Genomic DNA, 16,060 nt, shown 5'->3' with positions numbered 1-16,060 from the left:
TTGCACCAGCCGCTACACTGCGCGGAACAGGTAAGACGAGAGAGAGACGCGATGGGCATCCAGGAAAATATCGGAGATTCGGCGGCGGAACGCGCCAAATTTCGCGAAATGAAGGAGGGCACCGCCCAGGATTGGGCGATCATCGGCGGGGAGTATCGCGAATTCGCCAAGGGCCTGCCTGATCGCGTGCTCGATCACCTGAAGCTGCTCGATGGCGATTTCGGCGGCTTCCCTGTCGACCGGCTCGAACATTCGCTGCAGACGGCAACCCGTGCGCATCGCGATGGGCGCGACGAGCAATATGTCGTCATGGCCCTGCTGCACGATATCGGCGACACGTTGGGCAGCTACAACCATCCGGAGGTCGCCGCCTCCATCATCAAGCCCTTCGTCACGGAGGAAATCCACTGGATCTGCCAGAATCACGGGGCCTTCCAGGGATATTATTACTTCCACTTTCTCGGCATGGATCAGAACGCGCGCGACAAGTTTGCCGGCCACCCGCATTTCGAGGCCTGCCGCATCTTCTGCGAGAAATACGACCAGGCCGCCTTCGATCCCGATTACGAGAGCGAGCCGCTCGAATTCTTCGAACCGATGGTGCGCCGCGTGATGGAACGCCCGCTCGCCTCGATGTATGCCAAGGCGATGGAGGAGGGGTAAGCGTCTAGCCCGCCCCTTTCAGCGCCTCTGCCAGCCGTTCGGTCGGCACCAGCCCTTCGATGACCTCGCCGCCAGCGACCCAGCTGGGCGTGCCAGTGAACTGCAACGAACGGGCGAAGGCCATGTTCTTGGCGATCTCGGCCGAAGCCTCTTCCGATTCGGCGAAATTTTCGGCGGCGGTCATGTCGAGCCCCGCAATCTGTCCGGCGCGGGCAATGGCGGCTTCCGTGGGCGGGCCCTGTTCGAACATGGCGTGATAGAAGGCGGTGAATTTGCCCTGTTTCGCAGCCGCCAGCGCCATGCGCGCCGCGTGTTCGCTGCCATCGAAGATGGGCCATTCCCGGATCACGACCTTGAGCTCGGGATCGGCGGCTATGAGCTGGTCGATCCCTGCGATCGATTGGCGGCAGTAAGTGCAGCCATAATCGGTGAACTTGACGAGCACTTTCGAGCCTTGCGGATTGCCCAGCACCGCGCCGGGGAAGGCTGCCTTTACCTCGTCGGACACCTGCGCGAGCCGGCCCTGCGCTTCGTTGCGCTGATAGGCCTCGGCCATTTCCGGCAGGATCTGCGGGTTGGCGAGCAGATAATCGCGCGTATGCCCGTTGCCGAGGCCCGATAGCGACCACAGGCCGGCACCGGCAAAGCCGAACACAAGAGCGATAAATCCAGATATCAGGTGGTTCTTCATCGTGCCCCTTGGGATACGTCAACCGGGCGCACAATTGCGCTTACGTTCCATTTCGCACTGCCGTTCCAGCAGCGCACGCGCCTGCATGCCGATATCCTGCGCGCGGATCCAGTCGGGTGTGCCGTGCTCCAGCCCGTCCTCGGCCGCACGCGCGCTGCGCATTGCCAGGCCGTATTCTCCGTTCATCACCTGCTGTTCGGCGGTAGCGAGGCGGGCACGGGCGTCATCGCCATTGGCTGCGTACACCACGCCGAGTTGATACCAGGCGAAGGGGTTGCGCCGGTCGCGCCCCACGGCTGCGCGCAGCACGCGTTCGGCTTCGTCGTAATTGCTCTTGTCCTCGGTCGCGATCAGCGCATGCCCGAAAAGACCGGCGATCAGTGGCTCGGCATTGGTAAGTTCGGTCGCCCGGCGGAGCAGCGGTAGAGATTCGCCGGGACGCCCCGATTCCAGCAACACCTGCCCCTTGAGTTCTAGAAAGTATGGATCGTCGGGATTGGTCGCCAACAGCTGATCCGCCGTCTCGAGCGCCAGATCGACCCGGGCGTTCTGGTGATAGGCATAGGCGCGGGCGTAGAGCGCAGGTACGGTCCGGTCGGTTTCGGGATAGTCACGCAGTGTGGCGGACGGTTTCGAGATATAGCCGACCAGCTTGGCCTTGACCCGTTCGAAATTGGCCTGGTTTCGGGCATTGGGCGGTGCATCCCAGGCGGGATCCGTCTGATAGACTTCACGCAGGGTCGAGATGCGATCGCCCGACAGCGGGTGCGTGCGGTAAAACCCCGCCTCGTCGCTCTGGCTGTAGCCATAGCGATATTCCTGGTTGAGCAGCTTGCCGAAAAAGGCGAGTGACCCCCGCCCGGATATGCCCGCCTTGGAAAGATACTCTGCCCCGGCAGCGTCTGCGGACGATTCCTGCGTCCGGCTGAAGGCAAGGAAGTTGCTGAGCGCGGCCTGCTGCCCGGCCATCATGATCCCCATCGCTGCATCGCCCGCGCCCGCCAGCGCAGCGCCAAGCCCGGCCAGCAGCGACAGCACGGTGACTTTCGTGGCCGACGCCATGCCCTCGCTGTAGCGAATAACATGCCCGCCGGTGATATGGCCAAGTTCGTGAGCGATGACGCCCTGGACCTCCTCTGCCGTGTCCGCTGCATCGATCAGGCCGGAATGGATGTAGACCGCCTGTCCGCCCGCCACGAAAGCGTTGATCGAAGGGTCGTTTATCAGGACGATGTCCACATTGTCGGGCTGTAACCCTGCGGCCTCGATCAGCGGGGCGGAAATCTCGTTCAGGAAAGCTTCCGTCTCGGCGTCACGCAGGATCGATTGCGCAGCGACCGGCTGCGCCGCAAGCATGGCGGCCGCGAGGATGGCGAGCAGGCGGGCGATCAGGCGCATCGGCGGCGACCCTATGGGATCTCGGCCTGAACCGAAACTGAAACCTCGGTCACGCGGCGAGCAAAATCGATTGCGACCTCGTCGATATCGCGCGATCCGCGCCAAGGGCTCGCCAGCGAGATCAGCGGGGCGTTGTGATCGAATTCGTCGTAGATACGAAGCTCGACCGGCGCGCCCACATCCTCCAGCGCCTTGGCAAGGGCGCGGGAATTGCGCGGCTTGACCAGCGTGTCGCGCTCGCCGTGGATCAGCAGCATGGACGGCGCATCGCTGCGTGCGTGATTGACCGGCTGGCTGTCCGGTCCGGCTCCGACAGACCCGAAGGCGTCCCTGCTGGATTCCTTGTCGAAGGGATAGAAGTCGTAAGGGCCGGCCAAGCCGATCACGCCGCGCGGTGCCCCACCGGCGGCGGTCAGCCACTTCCTGTCCAGCGCTATCTGGACGACGTTATACGCCCCCGCCGAATGTCCGGCGAGCACGATGCGCGTCGGGTCGCCTCCGAACTGTGGGGCGAGACGCGCTGTTTCGGCAAAAGCCGCTGCGGTGTCTTCCAGCATCGCGGGATAGCGCCCGTCTTCGCCCAGCCGGTACCCTGCCAGAGCTACGATGAAGCCCTCCGGTGCGAAGGCGCGGGCGATGAACGCGTAATCGTCCGGATCGCCCCAGCTCCAGCTCCCGCCATGAACGAAGAGGAGGACCGGCAGCTGCTGCGTTGCCTTCGCAGCAGCGTAGATCCGCAGCTTCTGCGATGCATGGCTGCCGTATCGGGTCTCCGAAACCAGCGACACGCCGCGCGTGCCGCCGGTCAACCGGTCGATGCCGTCGAGAACTGCGGCGCCGTTCATGCGAATTGCCAACGCCAACGCGCCACCCGCCAGCAGCAGAGCGACGGTCAAACCGAGCGCGATTCGCATTGCTTGCCTCACACAGTTTCAGGGGCGGTCGCTTCGACCGTATCGACGATTGCCCGGACTTCGTCATCGGCCAGCATTCCGGTCGAGGCGAGGAACTGGCGACAGGTCCGGTAGCTGTCTCCGAGCCACAATGGCACTTTCGCGCCTTCAAGTTTCGCCTTTGCGGTTAGCTCTTCTGCACTCATCGCATCGCCCACCTTGCGGATGAAGACGGCGCGGATGCGGCCGGGATGCGTGAGTGCGATATCGGCAAAGGCGGTCAGGTCGCCCTGGCTGTCATCGCCGATGAGCGCGAATTTCATCTCGGGGTAGGTCTCGATAATGCCGCCGATCGCCGCGCTTTTGTGTGCACCATGGCTCGACGAGCCGAACGTTCTGCGGTTCAGACCCCAATCGCGCAGGAAAATCGGCCCCAATGGAAGTCCGCGTCCGCGAATATAGGTCACCAGATAGCTGAACAGGTTCCATGGGCTCGACGAGACATAGAAAAAAGGGCGGTGCGTTGCCGACTGCGTGTTTCCCACCTGCCCCCTGCTATCCGCCAGCACTTCGCTGCCGCCAAGGGCATTGTAGAACACGTCGGCACCGGGAACGAGGATACGTTCCTCGGGCATTTCTACCAGCACGCGCCGCCAGTTGCGCAACACCGCGCGGAAATCGCCGGTGATCCCGGTTTCGACGATGGTGTCGTCGATGTCCGAGATCACTGCAAGGCTCGTATCGCGGCCCGGAGCGAGCACATGGGCATCGACGCATCGCTCCTCTTCGCCCGCCTTCCAGTGGAATACGACCGTCTCCCAGGCAGACTGATCGCCATAGTCCCAACGAGGATCGAGGCGGATATCGAAATGCACAAAGCCTTCCTCGTCGGTCAGGCCTTGATGACGGTGACTTTTTTGCCCGGGGCGTGCGATTTCGAGCTCGACCGACAGTTCGGGCACTTCATGGCTGGCGAATTGGGTCAGCATGGTTTTTGCTGCGCGCCATTTGCCGCGCTTCTCGAACTTGCCGACGCGCGATCGCAACGCGCGTGCGGTGATGCGCAGCCGATCGCGGTTCCGATAGCCGAAATAGGGTTGAATACGGACAGGCGCGGAGGGCAAGAACGGCATCGCGGTCCGAGCTAGCCAATCCGGCGCAGGGCCGACAAGCGAATTGTCTCGGTTGTCGTCCTAGCCGAGCAGCTTGCGCGCGGCGCGTTCGACCAGCGGCACGTCCTCGGGCACTTCGCCGATGACTTCCAGCTTACCTTCGGGCGTGCGGCGGACCATAACCAGCGCAAATTCCGCACCATCCTCGTCGAGATCGGCCAGCGAGAGCGGCTCCAGCGCTCGCAGCTTCCTGGCGAGGGTCGCGCGCACGGCCTTTTTATCGCCGACCGGCTTACCTTGCTCCTCCTTGCGCGCATTGCGCTCGGCATTGACCACACCCTTGAGGCCGCCTTCGGCCTCGCGCAGAAAGGTAGCGAGCTTTCCGCGCTCGACGCCCACGCGGTGGGCATGCATCAGCACGGCAGCATATTCGGTAAGGCGGGTCTTGTCGTAATCGGCGCCGAAGACGAGCTTGACGATCGGCGTCATCGGCGCGCGATCCTGGAATGTCAGGCCGTTATCGACCAGAAGTTCGTCGAAATCGTCCGGCGCTTTCTGCGCCTCGAGGCTGAAGTCGTATGCGCGCCCGACCGCCGAATACAGCGCCTTGCGGCTGCGATCTTCGGTGTTCTGCGCGGCTTGTGCCATCTCGCGGGCTGCCGCGAGACAATCGTGGAGACCTGCGGGTGAGCCGTCGTCATCGATGGGTTCATCCCCGGCGACCGAATCGACGGCGTCCTTGTCCGCCGGATCGTCGTCTTCACGCTTTTCATATCCGATCGAAAGCCCGAAGTGGCCTTCCGGCTCGTCGTCAGTCTCGCCGAATGCGGTCGCCGGGTCTTCGGCCGGCGCTTCGTAGGCTTGAGGCATGCGCGGCGGCAAGGAGAAGCCCTCGTCGTCAAAGGCTTGGGGGATGGCGGGCGCGGGCTCGCTGTTGGAGAGGTCGACGCTCTTCTTCGTGCGGCCGCCGCGACTTACCAGCGAGATCAGGCTGCTTGCCGTGTCCTCATCGGCCAGCGGGTCGACGACACCTTCGACATCGTCATCATATTCTTCCTCATCGTCCCAGTTGGGAAGGCCATAGTCGGCGGCGGTCTTGATGGTGCTGTCGAAATCGTCCTCTCCCTCGTCGTCCATTCCGACTTGCTCGCTGGCTCCATGGCCGCCGACCGGATTGCCGAGCGCATCGACGCGGTGACCAGGGTGGGCCGTTTCGACCGCTTCGATCGCCGCATCCTCATCGTCTGCCACCGCCCCGAACGAGGGCTTCGGCAGCGAGCCGTTCGAGTGGTTGTCCATCATGGTCTCGTCTCCGAGGTCCAGCACGTCTTGGTCATGTTCGAGGCCCGCTCCGAAGGTGAGTGTTTCGGCGGTTTCGACGGTGTCTTCGAAATCGTTCTCGTTGTCATCTGCCGTGCCGAGGGCTTGGTCTATCGCCAGAAGAAGCTCGTCGGCCGTCTGCCGATCGGCCATTTCCTTCCAGTTGATCACGCCATAGATGAAATCGATCGTCTCGTTGTCGCTGGAATAGGGAAGCAGGATCCCGCGATAGAGCATCGTTGCGCCGCGTTCGTTGATGAATTCCGCTTCGAAGCCGATCGGCGCCTGGTTGGCGAGGATCTGCATGTAATGATCGGTGATCCGGCTCAGTACCGAGCGGCTCGGGACTTCGGACAGCCGGCCCAGCATGCTGTCGTAGCCGCACTCTTCGGCCAGTTCCGCACCGACGAAGGCGACCTGCGGGTCTTCGATGTCGTCCGACAGGTCGAGCAGCACCGAATAAGGCCCGAAATCGTCAAGCTTTTCCGGTTCCAGGTCCGACACATGCGGGAAACTAAGGTCGCCGAGGAGGCTGGCCCAATGGTTATAGGCCCGCACCTGCATGCGCCGTTCGTCCTGACCGACGGGCGAAGGCGGCGGATCGAGATCGGCGTCGGCCTCGTCGACGAAATCGTCGTCGAAGTCCTCCTCCTGATCGCGCGAGCCGAAAAAGCCGCCTAGCCTGTCCATCACTGCATTTGCCCCCGAAGAGTTCTGCTCATTCGTCGGCGGTATGGAGGGTGCGCAGTAAAGATATGGTTAAAGAAATTAACCATGACCACTCCGTGCGGGCGGGTGATCAGAGCATGTAGCGCATCCGGATGGTCAGCTGGCGATCATCCTTGCCGATGTCGATCACGGCATCGGAGAAGCTGGGGGGGCCCATCCGGACCTTGGCATCGCGCGAGAAGCCAAAACCTTCCTTGGGCATCATGCCGAGAGCGCGATCGGCCTTGCCGTTGGAGTTCTCGTCATGAAGCAAGGCAATGGCGTAGCGACCCGGCGTCACGTCCTTGAAGGTGAAAGATACGTTGCCTTCGCGCGCCTCCGCGGTCGCGCCATGCGCACCGGCCACTCCGCGACAGCGCGGGAATCTTGCCTCGTCGGCGGTCATGCATGCACGCACGATACCCTTGGCATTGCGCAAGTCGGTCACCGTGACGGTAATCGTGGCGCCCTTGCCGGGTGCCGGGACCGCTGCGGCCAGAGCGAAACACAGCGGCGGCAAGGCCAGCGCGACCGCACGGTTCATGCGTTGGGGCTCAGTCCGCGATCCGTGCCGCATACCCGATCCCAAAAGCGAAAATAGAGGCCATAGTTGCATTTGTACTCTTCGTGATGACGCTGATGATGGCTGGCGGTTATCAACCACTCGCCCAACCTCGAATGAACCAGTCGCCTGGGAAACATTTCCCAGCCCATATGATTGGTGACGCCCATGACCGTCATGATCAGCAGAACAAGGCCGAGCATGGTGACATGGATGGGAATCGCGAAAACCAGCACGGGGATCACCACCGCACCGGTAAGCGCTTCCCATGGGTGAAAGCTCATCGCCGCCCACGCCGTCGGAGGGCGGCTCGCATGGTGGACCGCATGCACGACACGGAACCATCTGGGGCGGTGCATCAGCCGGTGGGTCCAGTAGAACCAGCTATCATGTGCGAAAAGATAAAGCAGCGGCGCGATCGGCAAATACCAGAGAGGATAGGCGTTCCAGTCGATATAGATCCGGGTCCATCCGTGTTCCTGCCAGCCCCAGGCGATCACGCCCGCCGGTATGCCGTAGATCGCCGCCGATGCCAGCGACCAGCCAATCTCTCTGCGGATTTGCTGGCCCAGCCGAGCGTGATAGCCCGGACGCACCCGGTTCGTAACGAGCGCAAACACCCCGCTCGCCGCCAGATATCGCAGCGCGACAATCGCGGTCATGGCAAGAGCCGAGAGGATGATGGCGGTCCACATCGTCCGCGCACCCTAGTCGGCCGGGGCAATCCGGAAAACAGCCAAGTTCTACTCGGGTGTTCCCCAGGGCGCGCAGTGTGGGTCGAGCGCAACGGTCGCCCGCCGCAAGGCGGCGCGCGCAAGGCGTTCGACCTCGAGCCTGCGGCGCGCGGCGGCGAGCGGATGCAGCGGGGCAGGGCGTACGATTTCGCCGTCATAGCCATCTGCCACGATGATCCCGCAGCAATCCGGGCGATAGCCTTCGCCGGCCAACGGACTTCGGTCCAGTTCCGGCGGAACGCCCCAGTAAAAGCGGTCGCAGAAATCGAGATAGTCGGGCCACTTGCCGTCACCGAGCAGGTCTCCACGCTGCACTTTGATCTCGACGATGATGACCCTGCCCTTGGGATCGACACCCATGAGATCCGCACGCCTGCCGTTGCGCAGGGGCATTTCGGACAGGCACCAGATATCGTTGCGCGCAAAAAGTCGGGCGATACCCCGCGCCACGCGCGTTGCCGTTTGTTCCTTAGCTATCGAATCTGCCATTCCCGATGAATGGAACATACCACGAACACGGTCAAGAACCAACTTCAGGGAAAGATGGCAAGGCCGGTGTCCCGGCCCGGAAGCGGCAGGCGATGGTTAACGGCCTGTCAAATACGCTTTGCGCATTCTACCCAATGGAAAGAAGGGAAACGGTTAGGCAAACTCCACAGTCCGATGAAGCTCACTATCGTTCTACCTGCCACCATCGTGGCCGCCGCGCTCGGCACCCCGGCCTTGGCTGGCCAGGCCAATGCTGTCATGCAGGTGCGGGCGGAGGTTGTCGAAAGCTGTAGCGCCAGCGCGGGTCACTTGGAATTCGCCCTCGACGCGGCAGATGGCGCAAAGGCACTGGGCCAGGCAGCCGTGGTGTTGTCGTGCGATGGACCCGCGGCATATGAGATCGCCCTCGATGCGGGGCAGAACGGTGTGCGCCGGATGGTCGATCCGGCCAGTGGAGCCACGCTTGCCTACGAAATCTATTCCGATGCGGCGCGCAGCCTTCGCTGGGGCAATACCCGCGGTTCTGATACGGTCGCAGGAATGGCCGATGCCGATGGCAAGGCCGTGCTGACGGCCTACGGAGCGACACTGGGCGGCGGCGAACGGCTGCCTGCCGGGACTTATGCCGACGCGGTCGTCGTTACCGTCGATTTCTAGGAATCAGCCTGCCCCGACGGTGTCGAGTATCGCTCTGCGTGCGGCATGGAATTCACGCCAGAGGGTAAGGGCGGCGGCCGTCGTATCGCGACCCTGTGCCGTTAGCGACAGCAGCGCGCGCAGACCCGGCTGCATCACGGCGGCAAGATCGTCGATCCCTCGGGCAGCCGTTTCGTAGCGCCAGCCGCCCATTCGGGCCGCGCGCAATGGCAGTTCCGCAATTTCGGGCGACAACGCTTCGCGTCCAAGCTGAGCGAGATTGCCGACGGCCGCTGCCGCTTCGTGTACCGCTTCCCACTGTTCGGTGAGTATGTCGACTTCGGAAAGCGTACGCCTTCCGACCCCGATGGGAGGGAGCACGGTGGCATGAGCCAGGTCGAATTCGTGGGACATCGCACTCATGGCCAAGACCATTACGAACCCAGTCTTGCCAAATCGCTAATGCAGCAGCCGTTAACGAGCTTTTCGTTTTAAGGCTGGCGAGGGCCCCCGCGCTTTGCTAAGCGCCCCGCTCGCCGAAAGGTGAGCAAAGCACCCGTAGCTCAGCTGGATAGAGCGCTGCCCTCCGAAGGCAGAGGTCAAGTCAGCTTTGGCGCGATAAAATGAAGGAATTACAGTTATTTGGATGTTTGCAAGGAATGGGTTCACATCAGAAATCATTCCGCGTAAGCACCACGTAAGCACAAAGCACCCGTAGCTCAGCTGGATAGAGTGTCGCCCTCCGAAGGCGAAGGTCACAGGTTCGAATCCTGTCGGGTGCGCCAGCTGCCTCCGATTTTCAGAATTCGAAGCCTTGTAGCCAAGGCCAATGGCGCGCTGTCTCAGCGGCTCAGGGCGTCAGCTTTTCCGAGATAATCGCTACCCAGTCTGGCCTCTATTGCGTCGCGTCCTGAGGATTGTTGGTGCCGCGAATGTCGCTCGTCATGAGATGATCGATCACATCGAGACAACGCCTCCTCATCTCTGCATTCCTCTCGTTCGAGGTGTGATTTGCATAAGCGGTTCCCGAAGACGATTGGTTACTCCCGCACGAGCCGGGCACAAGCGGGCGCAAGCAACGTCCAGATATCATCGAGAACCTCAGCAAACTCCGGTACCGGAAGATCGAGGGACTCGGCATAGGCGCGCCATCGTTGTTGCGCGGCTGCATCTTCGGTCATCGCCGTCGATAATCCGGGCGGGCGTTCGCTTGGAATCGGCGTGGTTCTTCGCCCGAATGTCGCGGCCAGGGCATCGTCGAGTGCCTGGTCATCGAGCGATATGGCCTGTGGAATGGCCCAAAGATCGTAGAAGTCCTTCATGCGGCCATTGACGAGACCCAGCGCGACCACCGCCTGAAATTTCTCGGCAATGACCTGGACTGGTGGATAGGCGCGGATGGTGGGCCGATCCATGCCGAGTAGCGAAGGATAGTCGATGGTCTGGCCGGCATCGGCCACCGCATCGCCGAAGGCGATGTCGAGCGTGACCGGGATACGGGTTCGTTCGAGATAGGAGCTTGTCTTGAGCCGGATGCCGCCATACTCCATCTCTTCGCGGATCGATGTTGCCACGATCGCATCCGTGTCGAAATCGAGCCCGTCGTCTGCGGCGATCGACATGATTTCGGCAAACGTCGCCTTGATCGTTTCGACCTCGGCTTTACCGAAGCCGAGGAAATCAGCATCGCGGGTTTCGCGATGGTCGTGGTCGAGCCATTGCGTGACCAGCATTCCGCCTTTGAGGATGAAGCTGTCGCGGTGCGGCGACTGCGAAAGGCGAAACAGCAACCGTTCAAGTGCGAAGCGCACGAGCAGGATGTCGAACCCGCGTCGCTGCGCACGCGCCATATTGAGCAAGCGCTGTTTGACCGAGACGGCAATGTTTCCGGGCGGGTCAGCCATTGAAGGTCAGCGCCTCGAGATAGGGGCGCATGACCCGCCAAGCGCCACCCGCGCGTGCTGCATCCGCAATCTGCGCCGGGGTCGCCTTGCGCTGGTCGAGCGCGGCGCGCAGCCCTTCGACTGCGACCGAGCGATCCACCAGTCGACCATTGCGAAACAGGTCTGCGAGCGTCTTGGGAATCGAGAATATCGGGACATCGACGCCCGAGATGCGCTGTTGTTCGACGCCTTGATGGAGGTATTTGTCCGTGAAACGCACGATCCGGACGGGCGGATAGTCCGACACCGTCGACCAGTCGCTGGTTCCGATTGCCACCCAGGTCTTGCGCGGCATCTGGTCGGTCAGTCCATGATAGGCCAGCGCCGACAGCATCGCGATCACACCCTTGGGAATGCGTTTCGCTACCTCGGCAAGCGTCTGCTCTGTTTCGAAATCGCTTTGCGGATTCTGATAGAGGCCGCGGCCGATCCGCACGAGATCGCCATCGTCGAGCGCGCGCTGTATGGTTGAGCCAGCAATCCCGGCCTTGCGCAGTTCCTGCGCGCGAACGATCGATTTGCCCGCCACGATGGCCCTGAGCTGTTCGCGCTGGGTTTGCATCGGTGCCGACATGTTACAAATCCTATGAGGAGATCGCTTGTAGTCAGAGGTTTTGTAACAACAAGTGTCCAAATAGGCCAGTCGTAAACAACCGCCCGGCACCCTGCCACCAACTCGGAGAAATGTGAGCGACGAAATATCCGGAGACCGTATTACAATTCCGAACTGCCCCGAATTCCCCCAATCGCTTGAACAGGGAAATGCCTTCCCCTGCACCAAAACCGCAGCCAGTCTCTGCCTACCTCCCTCATGCGGGGGCGCACAGCAACGCCCGGGGAAGCGCCGCGGGGGTGGTGACGCGCTCGGTCCCGCGCGCCGTCCCGGCGCGCTCCAATGGCCGCGGTGTTGGAGGACTGGGCCCCGCAAGCAGCCCTAACGCGAGGATTACAGGTTCGAATCCTGCCGGGCGCACCAAATTTTGCCTGCACTCGCTCTGTTGCCGCTCTAGGCGCATGGGTGGCGCCTAAAACAGATGAAGCGTTCTCACGATCCTAATTGTGACGGTCACAAGCAGCGACAGCGCGCAAATCGTGCCGCGTGATACGTCAGCAAAGCGCCGTAATGTCGGCCATTCGAGTGATCGCGTAAATTTCCCGGGAGCAGACGTTTGTTCAGACTGGCGCGGCTGGCTACTAAGCGCCCTATTTCCGGACACTGGCCAAACGTTAGTACAGCTCTCAAAGCGGCCAAGAATGCTCGAAAGGGCGAATTGAGGTCTCCCTCGCAGCTCGCCCTAACGTGATGCTATGCCGCTGAGGTTCAGACAGCGTCTGGCTTAGCGCTCGTGTGCGCTGTCCAACGCAGGAACGCTTGGCAGCGCAAACGCTTCGACAAATACGGTCGGATCGAAATACTCCCTGAAGAGCGCGATCTTGCCGTCATCGTCGATCTGGAAAACACCGATGTAGCGTTGATCATAGGTGCGACCGGTCGGCACGATATGCGTAGTTCCGCGGAACTCAGCGATGACAAGATCGGGATCAGCGCTCGGCAGGAAGCGCAATTCGCTCGTGTAATCGGGATCCAGAGCGTTCTGTGGCCAGCCTGAATATCGGCGAAGCAAAGCCTCCCGGCCTTCGACCCTGTTCGGGAAGCCGACGCCGCGCGGCGCAAAGGGCATTTCCTGGACGGCGTCTTCGGCCCAGACCGCGTTTACCTGATCCATGTCCTTTGCCTCTAGACCTACGAGGAATTGCCGCACGATCGCCTGTGAGCGCTGGCGGCGCAGATAGGGCGCCGGTTCGTCGTCGGCGGCCTTGCCAGCGGCGTCGAAGACTTCGCGGGTTCCACTCTCTCCGTTGATCTCGAATCGATGGGCGGTAATGGCCCAGCCATCGACAGTCCGCTCGAACGCATAGGTGTAGTTGCCCCGGACCTGCCAGTGAAGGCTGCCGACCCAGTGATCGGCGACAACCGCAGCAGTGGCTGTGGCGCTGTCTCCGGAAATGACGACCACGATTTCATCAATCGCATGGCGGGTCCGGTCAAACCCCGGCAGAATGCCGGCCCAGCGCGTCATGAGTTCGACGTTGCTCACCGTTTCCGGTTCCCCGCCGGCAAGCGAGGTATAGTCAAGCATGACTTCCGGAGCATAGAGCTGCTCGAGTGCGCCAAATTCTCCCCTGTCCGCGAATGTTCCGACGCTTTCGATGATTGTGGTGATTGCGGCCTGATCCTGTGCCTCGCTACTGGTAGGCAGGGATGAGACATTGTCCGGTGACCCAGCAAAAAGAGGGGTGGTCGTCATGGCAAGAACTCCTGCGAGAATGATGGTGCGAAGCGCGGACATCACAGCGTCTCGCCGAAGTGGCGGGCAACCGCATCGGCAGCTGTCGTGACCGGTCCCTGCTGATCGTAGAAATCGAACTGCGTGACAGCTTCCAGCCAGAGTTCGGTCTTCTGAGCGGGCACGAGATCGAAGAACCTGTGCGCTCCCTCGGGGATTGCTGCGCTTTCGCTATGGACCATCAGGAAGGGCTGCTTGAGCAGTGGCGCTGCCTCGATGGCATTGAACGTCAGCCATCCGCGCCAGAAGCCGGGGTCAGCCTCGTTGCGCCAATCAGCGATCATACCCCGATCCGCTTCGGTATAATAGGGCGCCTGGTACATGATTGCGTTTGCGTCGGTCATGCTGGCTGCCGGCACGAAAGTCTGCTGCCCGGTCATTGCATAGGCCTGCCCGGCTTCGTCGCCGAGACGGACAAGAGCGTCCATGCCATCGTCCCCGCCATATATGTCTGCAAGGATCGAGGTGTCATGCAGCCACGGTGCAACCAGCGATACCGACCTGATCACCGAAGACGTCAGGCTTGCGGTCACCATGTATCCCGCGCTGGCGCAGATGCCGAGGCCACCAATCCGCTCTTCATCGGTTTCGGGTCGCGAGGCCAGAAATTTCGCTGCCGCCTCGATATCGGCGATCTTGGACTGCGGGTCCTCGAACTGACGCCTGGTGCCGCCGCTCTCGCCCCAGTTGCGGAAGTCGAAAGCCAGCGCAGCATAGCCGCGGTCAGCGAGTTCGGCAGCATAGCGACCGGCCATTTGCTGCCGTACTGTCATCCAGGCGCCGGTTACCACCACGGCGCTCAGGCGGTCACCCTCCTCGTAGTCATCGGGAAGATAGAGGTCGCCGACGATAGTCTCGCCGTCGCTCTCGAAGGTGACGGGGATTTTGGTGGCTGCCTGTGCGGTCCCGGTGAGTGCGCTTGTCGCAAGAGCGGCTGCTGCAAGCAGTTTCATGATTCTTCTCCTCATGTGTGTTCATGTCGATGAACATGCTTCTAGGAGACGCGACCTCGGCAATATTGTCCCAGCCTCGGAAGGTTTTGAACGAAACTGCTATCAGCGCTTGCGATATTCGCGAGGCGTCATGCCGCTTGCCTGCTTGAAAGAGCGTGTGAGGTGAGCCTGATCGGCAAAGCCGCAGGCAAGGGCCACATCGATGAGCGCCCGCGAGGGATCATCGAGCATCTTGCGCGCCTGCTCGAGACGATAGTCCATCACGAAGCGGTGGGGCGTCTCCCCGACGGTCGCCTTGAACAGCCGCGAGAAATGCGCAGGGCTCAGTCCTGCTGCCCTTGCAAGCTGCTCGACCGTGATGGTGGAGCCGAAGTTGTCCGCCACGTAGTTGAGCACCCTGCCGTACTGGGTCGCCGTGAACCCGTTCGAGAAATCAGCGCCTACAGCGCGTTTCTCACCATAGCGATCGAGCAGCTGAACGAGAAAGACCCGGCACAACGATTCGTAGACGATCTCGAAGCCGAGTGGCCGTTCCTCGAGCGCGATCTTCATCTGCCATGCCGAAGCGCACAGGGCCGCATCTCTGCGTTGCGGCACATCCGCAAGCTGCTTCTCTGCCAGAAGGATCCCAAGCTCCTTCTCCGCAAAGGTCCCCAGCCGATGCGGATCGAGGGTGATCACGATCACCTTTGATCTGGCATGCCAGTGCCAGCCGCTTTCGATCCCGGCGGGGGTCAGGACGATCTCGTCGGGATGATAGGTGAAATCGCGGTGCCGCCCGTCTCGCCAGTTCTCGACCCGGTGCGGTGTCTCGCGGTAATTGAGCAGCAGGTGATGCTGCTCGAACCGTCCTTTCGGCATCGCAGCGGGCTCGGCCTCGAAATATTCCAGATTGAGAAGATCGGCCGCCCGTGGCCGGAGTATGTCGCGTCCGCGCAGTAAAGGATCGGAAGGATAGATGTCCTGGTAACGCATCAGGCCCCCGCTTGCCGAAAGATGAGGTCGAGACTTCCCGAGGTCATGGCTCGCAGCGCTCCTGGCTCTGTACCGGCGCGCGCGCGCAGCGCGATGCTGTGAAGGAGCGAGGAGAGCGAGAGCGTGAGGTTTTCGACGGGCACAGCAGGCGCAAGCTCACCGCCGTCAACAGCATGCCGGAGTCGCTTCAGGAAGGCCTCGTCGATGGTACGGATTGTTCCGGCGAGTTGCTCTCGCACCTCGGGTTCCTCGACCCCTTCGGCAACCGCGGTGCCCAGGATCGGGCAACCGAGCTGGGCATTCTCGCCCGAGGTATAGAACTCCACGCTGGCAGCAAAGAACGTCTCAAGCTCGCTTGCGAGCGGGCGTCGGCCGGACAGCGTGATCCGCAGCATCCGCTCAAGATCAGCCTCGAAGCTGCGCAGTACTTCGAGATAGATCGCCCGCTTGTCACCAAAGGCCGAATAGAGGCTCGGCTTGCTTGCGCCGGCGGCCCGCGCGAGCTCGTCCATCGACCGGCGCGAAAATCCGCCCGACCAGAACTGTGCCTTCATGCCATCGAGCATGGCCTCGCGGCCCAGCGAAGGCGGACGCCCGCGTGGCCGTGTCGCCTTTTTCATACCAGGTCGTAGATA

17 protein-coding genes and 1 tRNA gene are annotated in these 16,060 nt (G+C 61.9%); 3 read left to right on the top strand and 15 right to left on the bottom strand.

What is annotated here, in order from left to right; translation table 11 throughout:
- The first annotated feature begins 51 nt into the window (after positions 1-51).
- Positions 52-663 (top strand): HD domain-containing protein, encoded by a 612-nt coding sequence (locus K3174_RS06485; protein ID WP_221557022.1) that lies wholly within the window; start codon positions 52-54, stop codon positions 661-663.
- Positions 664-667: 4 nt separating this feature from the next.
- Here the strand turns inward: K3174_RS06485 and K3174_RS06480 are convergent, their stop codons facing one another.
- The 8 genes from K3174_RS06480 to K3174_RS06445 form a co-directional block, all read right to left on the bottom strand.
- Positions 668-1,354 carry a DsbA family protein gene (locus K3174_RS06480; RefSeq protein ID WP_221557021.1) on the bottom strand — a complete coding sequence of 229 codons (687 nt, stop codon included), beginning with the start codon at positions 1,352-1,354 and terminating at the stop codon, positions 668-670.
- Positions 1,355-1,372: 18 nt separating this feature from the next.
- The gene (locus K3174_RS06475; protein ID WP_221557019.1) at positions 1,373-2,752 is read right to left on the bottom strand and encodes a M48 family metalloprotease; all 1,380 of its coding nucleotides are present in this window, start codon (positions 2,750-2,752) and stop codon (positions 1,373-1,375) included.
- A gap of 11 nt (positions 2,753-2,763) precedes the next feature.
- Positions 2,764-3,666, bottom strand: a complete 903-nt coding sequence (locus K3174_RS06470; protein WP_221557009.1) for an alpha/beta hydrolase — start codon at positions 3,664-3,666, stop codon at positions 2,764-2,766.
- A gap of 8 nt (positions 3,667-3,674) precedes the next feature.
- Complete coding sequence (locus tag K3174_RS06465) at positions 3,675-4,778, bottom strand: phosphatase domain-containing protein (RefSeq protein ID WP_221557007.1); 1,104 nt, start codon at positions 4,776-4,778, stop codon at positions 3,675-3,677.
- 60 nt (positions 4,779-4,838) lie between these two features.
- Positions 4,839-6,767 (bottom strand): PAS domain-containing protein, encoded by a 1,929-nt coding sequence (locus K3174_RS17150; RefSeq protein WP_425594427.1) that lies wholly within the window; start codon positions 6,765-6,767, stop codon positions 4,839-4,841.
- A gap of 109 nt (positions 6,768-6,876) precedes the next feature.
- Positions 6,877-7,329, bottom strand: a complete 453-nt coding sequence (locus tag K3174_RS06455) for a DUF2141 domain-containing protein (protein WP_221556994.1) — start codon at positions 7,327-7,329, stop codon at positions 6,877-6,879.
- On the bottom strand, positions 7,326-8,042 hold the full coding sequence (locus K3174_RS06450) for a sterol desaturase family protein (protein ID WP_221556992.1): 717 nt from the start codon (positions 8,040-8,042) through the stop codon (positions 7,326-7,328). The genes K3174_RS06455 and K3174_RS06450 overlap by 4 nt, the downstream gene beginning before the upstream one ends.
- A 48-nt stretch (positions 8,043-8,090) precedes the next feature.
- The gene (locus K3174_RS06445) at positions 8,091-8,570 is read right to left on the bottom strand and encodes an MmcB family DNA repair protein (RefSeq protein WP_247711959.1); all 480 of its coding nucleotides are present in this window, start codon (positions 8,568-8,570) and stop codon (positions 8,091-8,093) included.
- Between the two features lie 174 nt (positions 8,571-8,744).
- Between K3174_RS06445 and K3174_RS06440 the strand changes: the two genes are divergently transcribed.
- The gene (locus K3174_RS06440) at positions 8,745-9,227 is read left to right on the top strand and encodes a Csu type fimbrial protein (protein WP_221556989.1); all 483 of its coding nucleotides are present in this window, start codon (positions 8,745-8,747) and stop codon (positions 9,225-9,227) included.
- A gap of 3 nt (positions 9,228-9,230) precedes the next feature.
- Here the strand turns inward: K3174_RS06440 and K3174_RS06435 are convergent, their stop codons facing one another.
- Positions 9,231-9,629, bottom strand: coding sequence for a hypothetical protein (locus K3174_RS06435; RefSeq protein WP_221556987.1), 399 nt, complete (start codon positions 9,627-9,629; stop codon positions 9,231-9,233).
- A 285-nt stretch (positions 9,630-9,914) separates the two neighbouring features.
- Between K3174_RS06435 and K3174_RS06430 the strand changes: the two genes are divergently transcribed.
- A tRNA-Arg gene (locus K3174_RS06430) sits at positions 9,915-9,991 on the top strand.
- 255 nt (positions 9,992-10,246) lie between these two features.
- Here K3174_RS06430 and K3174_RS06425 read toward each other — a convergent pair.
- The 6 genes from K3174_RS06425 to K3174_RS06400 all read right to left on the bottom strand — a co-directional run bounded on the left by K3174_RS06425 (position 10,247) and on the right by K3174_RS06400 (position 16,045).
- Entirely contained in the window at positions 10,247-11,110 is an 864-nt protein-coding gene (locus K3174_RS06425) for a nucleotidyl transferase AbiEii/AbiGii toxin family protein (protein ID WP_221556984.1), read from the bottom strand.
- The gene (locus K3174_RS06420; protein ID WP_221556982.1) at positions 11,103-11,723 is read right to left on the bottom strand and encodes a type IV toxin-antitoxin system AbiEi family antitoxin domain-containing protein; all 621 of its coding nucleotides are present in this window, start codon (positions 11,721-11,723) and stop codon (positions 11,103-11,105) included. Before K3174_RS06420 ends, K3174_RS06425 begins: the two co-directional genes overlap by 8 nt.
- Positions 11,724-12,486: 763 nt before the next feature.
- Entirely contained in the window at positions 12,487-13,458 is a 972-nt protein-coding gene (locus K3174_RS06415; RefSeq protein ID WP_221556980.1) for a nuclear transport factor 2 family protein, read from the bottom strand.
- A gap of 41 nt (positions 13,459-13,499) precedes the next feature.
- Positions 13,500-14,450 carry an alpha/beta hydrolase gene (locus tag K3174_RS06410; RefSeq protein ID WP_221556978.1) on the bottom strand — a complete coding sequence of 317 codons (951 nt, stop codon included), beginning with the start codon at positions 14,448-14,450 and terminating at the stop codon, positions 13,500-13,502.
- Positions 14,451-14,552: 102 nt separating this feature from the next.
- Positions 14,553-15,425 (bottom strand): helix-turn-helix transcriptional regulator, encoded by an 873-nt coding sequence (locus tag K3174_RS06405; RefSeq protein WP_221556976.1) that lies wholly within the window; start codon positions 15,423-15,425, stop codon positions 14,553-14,555.
- Positions 15,425-16,045 carry a TetR/AcrR family transcriptional regulator gene (locus tag K3174_RS06400; protein WP_221556975.1) on the bottom strand — a complete coding sequence of 207 codons (621 nt, stop codon included), beginning with the start codon at positions 16,043-16,045 and terminating at the stop codon, positions 15,425-15,427. Before K3174_RS06400 ends, K3174_RS06405 begins: the two co-directional genes overlap by 1 nt.
- Positions 16,046-16,060: the final 15 nt, after the last annotated feature.

This window comes from Qipengyuania qiaonensis, from assembly GCF_019711515.1.
GTDB classification, from domain to species: domain Bacteria; phylum Pseudomonadota; class Alphaproteobacteria; order Sphingomonadales; family Sphingomonadaceae; genus Qipengyuania; species Qipengyuania qiaonensis.
This window is presented reverse-complemented; position numbering and strand designations above follow the sequence as displayed.

Excerpts from the sequence above, each read along its gene's own strand:
- K3174_RS06480 (WP_221557021.1), bottom strand. The coding sequence starts at position 1,354 with ATGAAGAACCACCTGATATCTGGATTTATCGCTCTTGTGTTCGGCTTT.
- K3174_RS06470 (WP_221557009.1), bottom strand. The coding sequence starts at position 3,666 with ATGCGAATCGCGCTCGGTTTGACCGTCGCTCTGCTGCTGGCGGGTGGC.
- K3174_RS06450 (WP_221556992.1), bottom strand. The coding sequence starts at position 8,042 with ATGTGGACCGCCATCATCCTCTCGGCTCTTGCCATGACCGCGATTGTC.
- K3174_RS06475 (WP_221557019.1), bottom strand. The coding sequence starts at position 2,752 with ATGCGCCTGATCGCCCGCCTGCTCGCCATCCTCGCGGCCGCCATGCTT.
- K3174_RS06445 (WP_247711959.1), bottom strand. The coding sequence starts at position 8,570 with ATGGCAGATTCGATAGCTAAGGAACAAACGGCAACGCGCGTGGCGCGG.
- K3174_RS06400 (WP_221556975.1), bottom strand. The coding sequence starts at position 16,045 with ATGAAAAAGGCGACACGGCCACGCGGGCGTCCGCCTTCGCTGGGCCGC.
- K3174_RS06435 (WP_221556987.1), bottom strand. The coding sequence starts at position 9,629 with ATGAGTGCGATGTCCCACGAATTCGACCTGGCTCATGCCACCGTGCTC.
- K3174_RS06405 (WP_221556976.1), bottom strand. The coding sequence starts at position 15,425 with ATGCGTTACCAGGACATCTATCCTTCCGATCCTTTACTGCGCGGACGC.
- K3174_RS06440 (WP_221556989.1), top strand. The coding sequence starts at position 8,745 with ATGAAGCTCACTATCGTTCTACCTGCCACCATCGTGGCCGCCGCGCTC.
- K3174_RS06425 (WP_221556984.1), bottom strand. The coding sequence starts at position 11,110 with ATGGCTGACCCGCCCGGAAACATTGCCGTCTCGGTCAAACAGCGCTTG.
- K3174_RS06420 (WP_221556982.1), bottom strand. The coding sequence starts at position 11,723 with ATGTCGGCACCGATGCAAACCCAGCGCGAACAGCTCAGGGCCATCGTG.
- K3174_RS06410 (WP_221556978.1), bottom strand. The coding sequence starts at position 14,450 with ATGAAACTGCTTGCAGCAGCCGCTCTTGCGACAAGCGCACTCACCGGG.
- K3174_RS06455 (WP_221556994.1), bottom strand. The coding sequence starts at position 7,329 with ATGAACCGTGCGGTCGCGCTGGCCTTGCCGCCGCTGTGTTTCGCTCTG.
- K3174_RS06415 (WP_221556980.1), bottom strand. The coding sequence starts at position 13,458 with ATGACGACCACCCCTCTTTTTGCTGGGTCACCGGACAATGTCTCATCC.
- K3174_RS06485 (WP_221557022.1), top strand. The coding sequence starts at position 52 with ATGGGCATCCAGGAAAATATCGGAGATTCGGCGGCGGAACGCGCCAAA.
- K3174_RS17150 (WP_425594427.1), bottom strand. The coding sequence starts at position 6,767 with ATGGACAGGCTAGGCGGCTTTTTCGGCTCGCGCGATCAGGAGGAGGAC.
- K3174_RS06465 (WP_221557007.1), bottom strand. The coding sequence starts at position 4,778 with ATGCCGTTCTTGCCCTCCGCGCCTGTCCGTATTCAACCCTATTTCGGC.